Source organism: Patescibacteria group bacterium (assembly GCA_041667185.1).
Classification (GTDB): domain Bacteria; phylum Patescibacteriota; class Patescibacteriia; order SG8-24; family SG8-24; genus JBAYFM01.
The window spans coordinates 1-12,761 of sequence record JBAYFM010000001.1 but is presented as its reverse complement, the minus strand read 5'-3'; the positions used below and the strand labels follow the sequence as shown (position 1 = coordinate 12,761).

13 protein-coding genes are annotated in these 12,761 nt (G+C 59.9%); 1 reads left to right on the top strand and 12 read right to left on the bottom strand.

The features are described 5' to 3' along the window. Positions 1-5 precede the first annotated feature (5 nt). The 11 genes from WCT10_00065 to WCT10_00015 all read right to left on the bottom strand — a co-directional run bounded on the left by WCT10_00065 (position 6) and on the right by WCT10_00015 (position 9,590). The gene (locus WCT10_00065) at positions 6-149 is read right to left on the bottom strand and encodes a hypothetical protein (protein MFA6603220.1); all 144 of its coding nucleotides are present in this window, start codon (positions 147-149) and stop codon (positions 6-8) included. Positions 150-171: 22 nt separating this feature from the next. Then, positions 172-930: a hypothetical protein gene (locus tag WCT10_00060; GenBank protein ID MFA6603219.1), complete on the bottom strand. Its 759-nt coding sequence runs from the start codon at positions 928-930 to the stop codon at positions 172-174. Continuing rightward, on the bottom strand, positions 927-1,175 hold the full coding sequence (gene xseB, locus WCT10_00055; GenBank protein MFA6603218.1) for an exodeoxyribonuclease VII small subunit: 249 nt from the start codon (positions 1,173-1,175) through the stop codon (positions 927-929). Before xseB ends, WCT10_00060 begins: the two co-directional genes overlap by 4 nt. Further along, positions 1,172-2,443 (bottom strand): exodeoxyribonuclease VII large subunit, encoded by a 1,272-nt coding sequence (xseA, locus tag WCT10_00050; protein MFA6603217.1) that lies wholly within the window; start codon positions 2,441-2,443, stop codon positions 1,172-1,174. Before xseA ends, xseB begins: the two co-directional genes overlap by 4 nt. Positions 2,444-2,463: 20 nt before the next feature. Continuing rightward, positions 2,464-3,483, bottom strand: coding sequence for a kelch repeat-containing protein (locus tag WCT10_00045; protein ID MFA6603216.1), 1,020 nt, complete (start codon positions 3,481-3,483; stop codon positions 2,464-2,466). 32 nt (positions 3,484-3,515) lie between these two features. After that, a complete protein-coding gene (locus tag WCT10_00040; protein ID MFA6603215.1) occupies positions 3,516-4,403 on the bottom strand; it encodes a GerMN domain-containing protein in 888 nt (295 codons plus the stop codon). A gap of 238 nt (positions 4,404-4,641) precedes the next feature. Beyond that, positions 4,642-5,196, bottom strand: coding sequence for a class I SAM-dependent methyltransferase (locus WCT10_00035; protein MFA6603214.1), 555 nt, complete (start codon positions 5,194-5,196; stop codon positions 4,642-4,644). 6 nt (positions 5,197-5,202) lie between these two features. Continuing rightward, positions 5,203-6,162: a hypothetical protein gene (locus tag WCT10_00030; protein MFA6603213.1), complete on the bottom strand. Its 960-nt coding sequence runs from the start codon at positions 6,160-6,162 to the stop codon at positions 5,203-5,205. Between the two features lie 10 nt (positions 6,163-6,172). Beyond that, positions 6,173-6,889 carry a peptidylprolyl isomerase gene (locus WCT10_00025; GenBank protein MFA6603212.1) on the bottom strand — a complete coding sequence of 239 codons (717 nt, stop codon included), beginning with the start codon at positions 6,887-6,889 and terminating at the stop codon, positions 6,173-6,175. A gap of 56 nt (positions 6,890-6,945) precedes the next feature. Continuing rightward, entirely contained in the window at positions 6,946-8,223 is a 1,278-nt protein-coding gene (locus tag WCT10_00020; protein ID MFA6603211.1) for a putative glycoside hydrolase, read from the bottom strand. 11 nt (positions 8,224-8,234) lie between these two features. Further along, entirely contained in the window at positions 8,235-9,590 is a 1,356-nt protein-coding gene (locus WCT10_00015) for a glucose-6-phosphate isomerase (protein ID MFA6603210.1), read from the bottom strand. A gap of 130 nt (positions 9,591-9,720) precedes the next feature. On the opposite strand from WCT10_00015, the gene WCT10_00010 reads away from it, so the two are divergent. Further along, positions 9,721-10,845 (top strand): hypothetical protein, encoded by a 1,125-nt coding sequence (locus tag WCT10_00010; GenBank protein MFA6603209.1) that lies wholly within the window; start codon positions 9,721-9,723, stop codon positions 10,843-10,845. Between the two features lie 91 nt (positions 10,846-10,936). Here the strand turns inward: WCT10_00010 and WCT10_00005 are convergent. Further along, positions 10,937-12,761, bottom strand: a 1,825-nt coding sequence (locus WCT10_00005) for a hypothetical protein (protein MFA6603208.1), incomplete at its 5' end; no start/stop codon positions are given.

The window sequence follows — 12,761 nt, the reverse complement described above, 5'->3', positions numbered from 1 at the left end:
GGAAATTAGCGGCCCTTACCCTTGTTCGATCTCAGGGCGATCTTGGAATTACTGTCGACCTTCAGGCGCCAGATATTCGAACGGAACATGCTCGGCGTCCGATACGAAGTCTTGCTGCTCTGGCCGTGGGTCCGGGAATGATTTTTCATAGAAACATTTCGTGATCGTGATTCATTCGTCGATGCCGCGGCGTCCGAGCTCGAGTTTGCTCACGTTATCGACGTAGCGCCTGGCCCAATCGCGCAGATCGGTCCGCATCGTATCAAGCTCCCAGAGCAGGTCAACAGCCAGAAGGACCGAGGCAAGGACAGTGCCGGCCGCGACGCGCTCCGCGACCCCCGGTCCGGCGGCGAGCAGCACCAGGGCGGAGAAGGCCATGACGAGCAGTAGGACGACGACCCAGGAATAGGCCGACAACCGCGACGACAGCAGGTCTTTGATGCGCTGGCGGGATTCAGCGATCGTCGCCGTGCTCTGGAGCAGATCCTCGTACAGCGCGCGTTCCTTGTCCGTGGCGAGTTCCGGAACGGTATAGATATGATAGCTGAGCTTGCGGAAGGCCGGATTGGTCTGATTGTACTCGGTGAGCGAGCGGCCGGAAAACTCCGACAGGTAACCGTAGAGGAAACCGTGCAGGTCCGTGAACCAGATGCGATGCTTGGAGCCGGACGCGGCCAAGTTCTTGGAGATGTGGTAGATGCGCCGGAGTTTGTTCAATTCGAGATAGACGGTCGAGAAGAGATCGCGGCGGCGCGTCGCGGCGAGTTTCAGGAGCACTGAGAGCACGGCGCTCACGATCATGGCGCCGGCGAGACTGATGCCGGCGGCGGCCGGAATCGGCGGAGTCGGGACGATCATGGCCAAAGCCAGGCCGCCGACGGTGAGAGCGGCGAGCTTGGCCGCGGTCCAACGATTGATGGGCAGGTTCATAATATTTGCTGGCCGGCCTCAGGCCGCTGTTCCTCGCGGAACTTGGATTTGATCTCGGACACGCGATTCTCCACAGCCTGCAGCCGCTCTTTGCACTGCCGGACCAGCGTCAGGCCGCGCTCGAATTTAGCCAGGCTCTCGTCCAGGTCGGTATCCTCGCGCTCGAACCAGGCGACGATGCTTTCGAGTTCTCCGTAGGCTTGGCCGAAATCGATCTCCTCGCCGGCGATTTTCTTCTTGCTCATAAATTTTCATTCGGAACGCGCGCAGGGCGGCGTTCTTTGACCTCGGCGGCCAACCGGCCGCTGGACAATTGTAACTCAAGCTCTTCGCCAATGTCCACGAGCGCCGCGTCTTTGAGCACGCGGCCGCGGGCCCGGACGATGGCGTAGCCGCGGCCGAGCAGCCGCTTCGGATCTAGCCCGCGCAGCAGCCGCTCCCGGCCTTCGATGTTGGACCGGCTCGCCAGAAGCCTCATGGCCATCCGGTCGAACAGGCGTTGGGAAGCCGAAGTCAGGACCTCGCCTGAACGAGCGAGTTTGGCGGCGAACAGGTTCAGGGCGGCGTCAAAACCGGACAAACGCTGCCGCGAGGCGGCCAGGCCGCGCCGCACCGACGCCTCCAGCCGGGAAGCGAGATCGGCGACCAGGGCCCCACGGGCCGCGACCAGCGACCGCAGCGACGAGACCAAGGTCTCGGAACGCGCCTCCACGGCCGCGCTGAGTTCGCGCCGATCCGGAACGACGATCTCCGCGGCATTCGTCGGGGTCGAAGCGCGGACATCAGCCGCGAAATCAGCCAGCGTCTGATCGCGCTCATGCCCGACGCCGCACACGACTGGGATCCGCGAACCAGCCACGGCTCGCGCCACTTCCTCGGTATTGAAAGGCTGGAGATCCTCGAGCGAACCGCCGCCGCGCGTGAGCACGAGCACGTCGGCCGCGTCCGGATGCAGGTCGAACCACTGGAAAGCGCTGGCGATCTGTCCGGCGGCCGCGCGGCCCTGGACCTGCACGTCGGCGAGGACGATCTCCAATCCGCCCCAGCGGGCGCCAAGGATCCTCAGGAAATCGCCGTAAGCAGCCGACTCGGCCGAGGCGATGAGACCGATGCGCCGGGGAAACCGCGGCAGCGGACGTTTGCGTTCGGCGGCGAACAGCCCCGCGGCGGCCAGTTTGGCCTTGAGCAATTCGAATGCGCGGCGCAAGGCTCCCTCGCCCACCGGCTCGGCGCGCTCCACCGTGATCGAGAACTTGCCGCTCTTGGCGTGGACCTTGGGCTGGCCATGGATGCGGACGCGCAGACCGTCTTCGAGCGGCTGGCGCAGCTGCCACACGGTCGCGAAACAAGAGACTGTCGCCTGTTCGTCCTTGAGCAGGAACCAGATCCATTTGTCCTGCGACACGCGATATTCGGCGACCTCGCCCTCGACGTCGACGCCGGCCGGAAAAACCGCGGCGGATAGAGCCGTATTCAGGAACTCGATGAATTCAGCGACAGACATCGCGGGCATAGGCATCGTGGTTCAAGAGATCAGGGAATATAGACCAGAGTCAGATCGCTCACCGACCAGCCGGGACGGCGGCCGCCGCCGATGATATAGACCCGGTCGTTGATCGAGGCGGTTCCGAATCCCTGAAGCGGCACCGGCAGGCGTCCGACCGACTGCCAAACATGACGACCGGCGTCATAAGCCTCGATCTGATCAAGAGCGGAACTCATGCCTTCGCCGCCGAAGACATAAAGTCTGCCTTTGACGTAGGCCGCACCGAGGTTGCCGCGCGGCGTCGGCAAGGCTTCGAGCGCGTCCCATTGCTCGGCGGCGAGATCGAAACTCTCGAAGGTCCCCAGATTCAGGGCCCGCGAACCGGACCGGCCGGCGGCGAGATAGATATGCCCTCCGAATTCATCGCCAGCCATCCCCTCGCGCACGGAGATCATATCATCCGCTTTGGACCACTGGCCGGCCAAGATATCAAAAACGAAATGCGTGCCCAGCGATCCGAAAGAATTGCGGCCGCCGAAAACATGAATCTGGTCGTCAGTCGCTATCGCCAAAGCGCCGCCGATGAGCTGCGGTATGGCCGGTCCGGCTGTCCAAGAACTGGTCTTGGGGTCGTAGATATACAGGCCGTCCGTCGGTTTCAGAGCCGCCCCCTGCAGTCCGCCGATGACGTACACCAACCCGCCCTGCGCGACCGCGGCGGCGCGATGCAGCGGCACAGGCAGACCCGGAGCCGCGGACCAGGAATTGGTGAACGTATCGAAGACCTCGACGGTCTTCACGGTCTGGCCCCAGCGGTCGACGCCGCCGATCGCATAGATCCGGCCGTTGATCTGAGTGGCCGCCAAACCGACCCGGGCCGTCGGCATAGGACGCGCCAGCAGCCAATAGCCGCCCTCGGTCCTGACCGGACGCTCGGCAAAAACGTAATTCGGCAATTCGTAGACCGGATCCGGCCACAGTCCGAACTTGTCCGATCCCAGAACCTGCCAATAATAAAATCCGGCGACCGCTCCGATGATGAGGATCAGGATGAAAAACTTCTTCATGCCGATGACTTAAGCCGCGGCGCGGCGCTTGGCTAAGGCTGCAGGACGTCCTCGGTGCGGCCATTGACGCTGATGACCACGCCGCGGACTTCCGGGAACTGCTGCAAGGTCGAAGTGATCTGGGCTCTGATGGCCTGGACGCGGCAGGAACCGGCCACGCCGGATTCGAGCGTGCGGTAGAAATCAGCAGTGACGACGCCGTCGGCGTCGGTCGCGACCGACCGGAGCGTCGCGCCGCGCGGCAAGGAAGAATACAACCCGGCGGTCTTTTCCTCAGCCGTCGGTCCTTTGAGCAGCTCGGCGATCGCGGAACGATAGACCGCACCCTTGCTCGACACGATCCGCTCGACGGCTTCAACACTGTCGCATTGGCTGGACGCCTCGACGCCCATCCGATTCAGGTAGATCTTGATCGCGAACGAATCAGGGTCGCTGAGAAACACGGTCCTGACGATCGCTTCGTCGGACAGTCCGCCGTCGGCGGTCTCGAAAGCGACGCTGACCCTGATCTCCCGGACATCAGCCGCATCCAAAGAGACGCTCTGGCTGAAGCGGCCGTAGTCATCGCCCGGATTTCCGGTAACAGGTGTGCGCTCGCGGAAAAGGACCTGGCCGCTGACATCGGTGATCTCGATCATGATCGCGCCGCCGTTCATTTTAGCGCGGCCAGCGACCTCGAAAACCGGGCTGACCGCGGCGCCATCGCCGGGAACCTCAACGATCAGCGCGGCCGAAGGTTCTTTGGCTTCGACTGGCGCAGGATCGATGGCCGCGGTCTCTTTGGGCGGCGCCGGCAGAAGCGGAAACAAACGTTTGACGATGGCTGTGTTCCCGGCCTGTCCCTCGCCAGTCAGACGGCCGGCGGCAAAACCAAGAACCACGACGCCGACGATAAGACAAATGTAGATCGCTTTATTCATGCGTAGAGCTGTCAGTCAGAATAGGTGGATACAGCTTAGCAGATTTGGAAGAAAGCGTAGAGATGGAAGCGAAAAAACGAACTCCCCCTGGACCCGTCACGTCGTTCGCAAACGACGCGGCTCCGTATCTTCGTATCTCCTCAACTCCGTCTCTTCAGCACTCCAGTACTCCAGTACTCCAGTACTCTCCATCTTCATCAAAAAAAACCGCCCCGTAGGCGGTTTTTTAACCATCACTTCAGCCTTTGAAGATGCTGACTTCCATCGCGTCAGCGCCGAAAACATGGCTCGAACTCTCATAAGCCGCGGAACTCTTGACGTAATCGAGATAACCGCGCACTTCCTTATGAAAGGAAGAGGTGCCATTGGCGATGATGACCGCCCCCGGACTCAGCCGCGACTCCAGCTTCTTCAGGCAGCCGAGATATTGCGACTTCTGGGCGTCCAGGAGCACCAGATCGATCGGACCGGCGATCTGCTTCAGGCCGACCCGGGCATCGCCGCGGATGATCGACGCCCGATCCGCGACCTCGGCGCGGCGGATATTTTCCTCCGCCCGATCCGCCAGCTCATTGCTGATCTCCAAACCAATAACGCGACAACCGGGTGAAAGCCGGTTCGCGATCAGCACCGTGGCGTAGCCGACCATGGCTCCGATGTCCACGGCCAGACAAGGCTTCTTCGCGGCCAGGAGCTGTTCGATCAGGGCACCCTTCTCCGACCCGATGATCGGCAAAAATTCCCACTTGGATCTTTTTTCAATATCCTGGAGAACCTGATCGGCGGCGGACATAGGATGTCATTCGAAGATGCTCTGGACGAACTTGAAATCCAGGCATTTGTTGAAATAAGCCAGCAGTTGCGAACGCGAGAAACCGATATGTTCTTCCGGGACATCACGCCACAGCCAGATGCGATTTGCCGCCTTGACGAGCAGGCCGACCTGCATCGCTTCGACATCGACCGGAAAATGCTTCTTGATCTCCTGGATATAGGCGGCCTGCCAGGCCGGATTGCCCCACATCATGATCCAAGCTTTCATCGCCACGAACTCCCAGGGATCAACGCCACCCACCCAGTCGGCGACCGCGACCTTGCCTTTGGTCAAAATAATGAAATTACGAGGATAAAAATCCCCATTCGTGAACATGTTGCCCTGGTAGCGCGAAGTCGCCAGGGAACTGAACAGCTCTTCAGCCTTACCGACCGTAGCCGGCACAAAGATACCACGGCTCACGAGCTCGCGGCTACGGATCTTGAAATCAGCGAGCCAGCGATCGAAATCAAAACGTCGGACGAATTCCGGGACATCATCAACATCCACCATCCGCAGATCACGCAGCACGTCAACGGAATAACGCGCCACCTCCAAGCCAATGGCTTTGCCGCCGATGAATTCCGGTTTGTAGGACAACTCCGACCATTCGTACAGCAGGTGCTTGCCAGGAACATACTTGGTGAGCACCCAGCGCAGACCGTCGTATTCGCCGTCGTTGACGTATTCAGGCAGCACCAAACGATCGAAATTCTCCTGAGCGATGGTCGTGAGCACGTCGCGTAGGATCCGCACCTCGTATTCCAGGTTGGCGGATTTGCGTTCGTCGGAACCGAACTTCAGGATAAGCAAAGGATCGCCTTCAATGGCCGTTTTGTGGCGGCAAAGCAAGACATTCCATTTGACGGCGTCGAGAATCTTAAGATCAAGCTCCTCGAGAAGCCTGGGAAGTTTGGGATGTAACGGCGGTAAAGCTGGTTCCATGAGCGCGGGGTCAGCGGCGATCTTCGATGGCGACGCTCTCCATCACGTCGTCCACGCTGATTGCGCGGACCACGTCGAGTCCGGAGATGACGCGGCCGAAGATGGAATATTTCTTTTCCAGAGAAGCCCGCAGATCCTCCAGACAGATGAAGAACTGGCTGCCGTTGGTGTCCGGACCGGAGTTGGCCATAGCCACGGTGCCGGCCAGATATTCGCCAGTGACCTGATCATCCTCGAACTTGTAACCGGGACCGCCAGTGCCATTGCCGAGCGGGTCGCCGCCCTGGATGACGAATCCGGGCACCACCCGATGGAATTTCAGACCGTCATAGAAACCGCTCTTCACCAGGGCGATGAAATTCGAAGCCGCGCGCGGACCAGCCTGACCGTCGATCTCGAAGACGATCTGACCTTTGGCGGTCGAGATCACGGCGACTTTACCCTGAAGTTCGGCCTCGGAGAGGATGCCGGGGAATTTAACCGGACGCGGCGTCGGAACGGAAATGTTATTCATAGACGTATTTTCTGCCGACTGCTCGGATACGGCCGGAGCCGACATGGTTTTAGCGCGTTCGATGGCTTCGAGCGGATTACGCGGCGCGGTCGAGAGCGCCGATTCGGTATTCATGCGATCGGGAGGAATGGCCACTTGGCCAGTTCCGACACAACCGGCGCCGACAGCCAGAAGTCCGAGGATCGCTGCTGAAAAAATGAGATCTTTTCGCATAATCATCTGTTGGTGGCGCGAAAAAGCGCGAAGATACTGATGTAATTCTATCGCACTCAGCTCCCTTTCTCAAGAGCGCCGGCCGTATAAACATTGGCGGCATTCCAAAGCAGCCAGCCGCTTGCTCCGCCATCCATCGAAGCCTTGATCTGGGCGCGCACTTTCGCGGCGTCATAAACCGCTCCCATGTTAAAATCCTGGATCCAGGGCCTGATGGTCGCGAGTTTCGGAACCTCGGCCCCGGCATCAGCGGCCGCGTCGGCCAGGATCTTCTTCGGGACCTCCTGGCCGCGCACCAGATTCTTGTAGACGACCTCGTAAGGATACAGTGCCGGGTTGGCGTAACCGTTGAAACCGGCCGGATAATGCGACGGATAGACCATCGGCGAGATGTAATCGAAGCTCGGCAGAGCCGCATCGAGACGCTGGCCGATGTTCATGTCGGTTTGGTGCTGCCACATGACCAAGCCGAACAAGTCAACCGAGATGCGGATGTTGTGTTTCAAACGGAGCTCGTGGTCCAGATAGCGGAAAAAGCCGCGCATGACTTCGGCTTTGGGCGTCCGGCCGTCATAGACGTCGTAAACGATGGTGCTCAGATCGCCATCCGACGGAAAACGGATGTAATCGAACTGGATCTCGTCGAAACCGGCCGCGGCCGCTTCCTCGGCGATAGCGACGGCGTATTTCCAGACCGCTTTGGAGGCCGGATCAAGCCAGGCCAGACCGCGATGGTCGCGCCAGACGCCGCCGCCGGCTTTTTTCACCGCGTATTCCGGATGCCGGGTGCTGAAGGTCTGGTCCTGAAAGACCGGCACCCGACCGATCAGATAGATCCCCTCCTCGTGGAGGCGCTCGGTCAATTCAGGAAGCCGTCCGAGAGGCGTCTGGGGCGCCACGAACGGACGCAGCTCGGGCCGCTCCGCCGTGAAAGCGAGCTCGCTGCGATAATTCTTCAGGTCGATCACCAGGGCGTTGATCTCGGTCTCCCCGACCAGCTTGATGATCTCGTTGAAACGACGCTTTTCGCCCACCGTATCCGCGGAGACATAGACGCCTTTGACGACCGCTGGTATCGGCCTCCGGTCCTCGCCGGGCTCCGACGGCAGCGACCGGGCGCTGACCGCGGCGAAATCTGGCCGGTCGGAAAAAAAGATCGGCCGGCGCGCTTCAATGGCCGCCTGGCGGCTGAAAAAAACCAGGAGCGGCAACGCGAAAACGATGACGGCCAGAAGCCCGTATCTGGCCGCGAGCGGCGACGCGGCTTCAGAGAAATTTTTCCAGCCGACGCGGACGCGTTTCGCCAATCCGGCCGTCAGAAGACGCCAATTCATAGGCCAGCGAATCAGTGTTTGATTTTGGGCTGATCCAATTCGTAGCCGGCCCGTCCGAGCAGGGCGCACATGGCGCGCTTGCCGGCTTCGACGCCGGGCTGGTCGTAGACGTTGATGTCCAGGAGTTCGCCCATGGCCGCGACCGCGATCTCGAAAAAGAACATCAGACCGCCGATGGCCTGCGGCGAGATGCCGGGAATGGTCAAAGTGCCGGACGGCCGGTTATTCTTCGCGAGCGCGATGGCCGTGGCCAGTCGCTCCGCATGGATGATCTCGCTGAAAGTGTGACCGCCGATATAGGCCGCGCCCTCGATCTCCGGATACGGAGCGACCGTGTCGAGATCCTCGCGGAACCTGGCCACTTCGATGAAAGTGACGGTCTTGTCGAGCGGGCCTTCATTATATAACTGGATCTGCGAATGCTGATCCGTGGCGCCGAGCGCGGCGACGGGAGTGAACCCGTGGAACATGGTCCGGCCGACGCGGTCGTGTTTCTTGCCCAGGCTCTCAGCCCAGAGCTGGCGGAACCAGAAACCAAAGTCCCTCAGGGCTTCGGCGTAAGGCATGAGCACCGTGATATGCTGCGAGCGGCGCAGATAGGCTTCCCAATGCAGGCCAGCGAAAAGCAGGGGGCCGTTCTTGGCCGCCGGGGCGGCGATGAAACTGTCGCGCACCTGCCGGGCGCCGGTCAAAATTTTCCGGATGTCGATGCCGGCGCAAGCGGCCGGGAACAGGCCCACCGGCGTCAGCGCGGAAAAACGCCCGCCGACATCGGCCGGGATCGGCAGCGTCCGGTAACCCTCGAGCTCGCAGATGCGGCGCAGGGTCCCCTGCTTCCGGTCAGTCGTCGCGACAACCTGGGCGGCGTGTCTCTTCAGACCGACGGCCTTGATCAGCCGGTCGCGCAGCAAAAAGAAGACACTCATCGGTTCGATGGTGTCGCCGGATTTGGACACGATGTTCAGCACCGTGGTCTTGAGGTCGAGTCTCCTGAGCAGCGCGGCGATCTCTTCCGGATCAGTGTTCGCGCCGATGAACTCGACCGCCAACCCGCCACTTACAGGACCCAGCGCATGCAGGATCGCCCGGGCACCGAGATCAGAACCGCCGATGCCGATGACCACGAGAGTCTTGTACTGACGGCGCAATTCGGCGGCCAGTTTTTCGGTCGCCCGGATATCGCTCAGGGCATCCGGGCTGTGAAAAAAACCGATCAGTTTAGCGCGCTTCTGGCGCAACACTTCGGTCTTCACTGTTTCCAGCCGCCGTATCAGCTCATGCATCTCGTCTTCGAGCGGCACCGAACCAGACGGCCGGCCGGCGAACATCAAAGAATGGTCGTAATTGATCAGGGGTCTCTTGGTCATATCAGGTCGCATCACAAAGAATCAATATGTTAATTATACACGAAAGACAACTTACCCGCACCCGGACCTAAAACTTGTTTTTTCGGCTAAAACACGCTACATTAGCCCTACAATGCTTAATGGACGATCTATGGCCAAATCGCGGGAACAATTCGATGACTCCGAGCGCGACCTTGGCGCGACGCCACCAGTCGGCACAGCCGGACCGGAAGTTCAGGTTGACGACCGCGAGCTGGCGGTGGAAAACGATCTCTGGAAAAAGATGGCTGATTTTGATGCTTTGCCGAGAGAAGAGCAGATCAAACTTCTGGATGAGATCGTCGAACATGACGGCGATATCATCCAAGGAAAATATTTCATCAGCGGTTATGACTTCTTCATCATCAATGAACAGGCCCTGACCGACAGCCAAAAAATCAGCGAAGCACAAGACGCGGCTCAAGAAGCCATCCTGAACGGTTATTACGAGACCGCCGGTTCCGACAGCGAAGCCACGGGCGAATATTTCCACGGCCGCGAAGCCCTGGCCAAGATTATGCGACGCGTCGGCGAGGACCTGATGTCAGAATACAAGATCCATCTCCAACCGCGGCGGGAAATGCTGGGCGAAGTCGCGAAGCGGCTGATCGGGATGTTCCGGCAGCCGGGAAATGAGCATCTACGCGAGATCGTCGGCGCTTTCAAGATCAAAGGCTCGCCCAGTGAACCTGGTGCGACCGAGATCTTCCCGGAAGTAGTCATCTACTCCCGAACAGGCGCGGCGCGCGACCGATCGGGAATGACCGCTGGCCGCCGGAACGCGGAGCAGGTCCTGGCCGCCGTCCTGGAAGCGATCCGCGGCCTGGAAGCAGCGGCCCAACCCGACGCGACGCCGCGGTACAACGCCCGGATCAACGAGCTGGTCTATATCGCCCAATCCGGCGGCGACTTCAAAAAATTTCTCGGCCACTACGGACTGCTGGATAAATACTTCGATCCTAAAACCAACTACGCCTATCGGTACGGTGAACAGCCGTTCGAACCCGCGAGCGAACACCGCGTCTCCGCCGAAGAACACGCTCTGTCCCCTGTCCAGCCCGCTCCACGGGCGACGGAAGAGCAGGTTCGAATCGAACTTGAACGGATAAAAAACGGCGAGTATGACGCGGATCAGTCGCTGGCTGGCGAAAAACCAGCTGTCGCGATGCCGCCGACGCCGCCGGCCGAACCGAACGTCTGGAACCGGATCCGCGGCTGGTTCAAAAAAATCTCTTGAACATCGTCGGGCGCGGAATGATCTGCCGAAACGAAACTGAAACTAATAACCCGGTCCGCGAGGACCGGGTTATTTTTCGATTCGTTGCTGGTCAGGACTTGGAGACCGGACTCAGATCGAGGATCAGGCCGACATTCCGGGCGTGAGCTTCCGTATATCCCCTGGATATGGCCCAGTCGAGAATGCGGATACCGTTGAACTCAGCGACCTTGCGAGAGATCGACTTGACCGCTTCATCCTGGGCCGCGGGAACAAGCTCGCGCTTGACCACTGTCCAAGAAGAGTCGCTCATGGAAAGCCTGGCGTTCTTTGCATCCTTCTTGTCCTCCTTAGCTTCCTCTTTGGCTTCAGCTTTGAGGACGCGGACGCCGAGTTTCTCGAGCTGTTTAACGTTCAAGCCTTTCTTGCCGACGAAACTTTCAGTCATGACGGATTCAATGCGACTCTGCAGTCTTTCGACTTTGCCTTTGTGGCTCACGTCCAAGTCAAAGACCGTGCCGCACTCCCAGCAGGAACCCACATCAGTGAGAGTAAACTGCAATGCCTTGTAATCGCTGGCAACCACGTCGGAGAGAACCGAGACATCGGCGACGAAACCTTCCGGCGGCATGACCGAAACCTCGACACCCCAATCACCGGACGCCTCGAAGATGTAAGGATAGTAAGCCAATGTGCTATCCCAGACCATGTATTCAGGCTCGATGATCCGAAGCTCGGAACCAGTCTTCACCGTGGTCTTACCCGAGACCGCGGCACCGTTGGCGGTAACGATGACCTGGAGGTGTTTGCTGACCAAGTCGCCCGCGACGACCGTGCCGACCGTCGAACCGGCGATCACGTTGGTCTGCGGATCAGTGGCGATAAGCAGCCATTTGCCGGTCTCAAGACCGATGCGGACATTGCCGCTCTCATTGGTCTGACCGACGCTGACCGGCGTACAACTCGCGAGAATAGCGGCGTAGTCTTTCGGACTGCTGCCGATGTTCGAGGCACAGGAGCCGACCGCCTGGCTGAAGAGTGAAATACCAGCATTCGCAATGCCGACTTTGGTGCTACCAGGCTTAGTGCCGGTCTGGACAGTGTGGCGCTCAAAGGAAGCGTCGACTGCGGCCGGGCAGCCGAAGAAATTGGCTGTGCCGTAAACCGCGGGACACTTATCCTGATCGTCAATCACACCATCGTTATCCGCGTCATTGACGTTAATATTCATGATCTCAAGCACCGTGTGCAAAAGACCAGAAGCTGTAACAACCGTACCATCAGCACTCAGCGCGACATTCACATTATGCGGACCATCAACCGTACCTGCGCCGACCGAGTACACAGCGCTCGAACCGGCCGCTGGCAGACGAATCTGCGTGCCGCCGCTCGAACCCTCGCAGAGACCTGGGGCGGAAGAGAATTCCGCACCGGCCACGTCCTTGATGCAGATATGCTGACCGAGCGTACCTTTATTCATCTCAATCATTTTGGTCGAACCGGCGGGCAAGCTGGCATTGATCTTGATCTGCGGCCGCTGATTTTCATCAACCACCGTAATGCTAATTGATGTGGCTGGCGCGATCGGTTGAGTTCCGGCGGGCAAGGTCACTTTGAACGGGTTGCCGTTGAGGCCGATGATGTCGCAAGTGATACTGCCATCCTGATTTACCGAACAATTGGATGAACCACCATCAACCACGACGACCGGGGCGATGGAGTCGCGGGTGACCGTGACCGAGGCCGTGCCGGTGTTGCCGGCAGCATCAGTGGCGGAGCGCGTAATGAGGTTGGCGCCTTCAACCAGCGTGGCCGTGAGATCCGTGGTCTGGGCGATACCATCAACCGTCCAGGCGACGGCGACGCTGCTCTGATTCGTGAGGAGACCGTCAATCGGAGCCGAGATGGCGACGACTGGGGCGATGGAGTCGCGGGTG

Excerpts from the sequence above, each read along its gene's own strand:
- WCT10_00065 (MFA6603220.1), bottom strand. The coding sequence starts at position 149 with ATGAAAAATCATTCCCGGACCCACGGCCAGAGCAGCAAGACTTCGTAT.
- WCT10_00060 (MFA6603219.1), bottom strand. The coding sequence starts at position 930 with ATGAACCTGCCCATCAATCGTTGGACCGCGGCCAAGCTCGCCGCTCTC.
- xseB (MFA6603218.1), bottom strand. The coding sequence starts at position 1,175 with ATGAGCAAGAAGAAAATCGCCGGCGAGGAGATCGATTTCGGCCAAGCC.
- xseA (MFA6603217.1), bottom strand. The coding sequence starts at position 2,443 with ATGCCCGCGATGTCTGTCGCTGAATTCATCGAGTTCCTGAATACGGCT.
- WCT10_00045 (MFA6603216.1), bottom strand. The coding sequence starts at position 3,483 with ATGAAGAAGTTTTTCATCCTGATCCTCATCATCGGAGCGGTCGCCGGA.
- WCT10_00040 (MFA6603215.1), bottom strand. The coding sequence starts at position 4,403 with ATGAATAAAGCGATCTACATTTGTCTTATCGTCGGCGTCGTGGTTCTT.
- WCT10_00035 (MFA6603214.1), bottom strand. The coding sequence starts at position 5,196 with ATGTCCGCCGCCGATCAGGTTCTCCAGGATATTGAAAAAAGATCCAAG.
- WCT10_00030 (MFA6603213.1), bottom strand. The coding sequence starts at position 6,162 with ATGGAACCAGCTTTACCGCCGTTACATCCCAAACTTCCCAGGCTTCTC.
- WCT10_00025 (MFA6603212.1), bottom strand. The coding sequence starts at position 6,889 with ATGCGAAAAGATCTCATTTTTTCAGCAGCGATCCTCGGACTTCTGGCT.
- WCT10_00020 (MFA6603211.1), bottom strand. The coding sequence starts at position 8,223 with ATGAATTGGCGTCTTCTGACGGCCGGATTGGCGAAACGCGTCCGCGTC.
- WCT10_00015 (MFA6603210.1), bottom strand. The coding sequence starts at position 9,590 with ATGACCAAGAGACCCCTGATCAATTACGACCATTCTTTGATGTTCGCC.
- WCT10_00010 (MFA6603209.1), top strand. The coding sequence starts at position 9,721 with ATGGCCAAATCGCGGGAACAATTCGATGACTCCGAGCGCGACCTTGGC.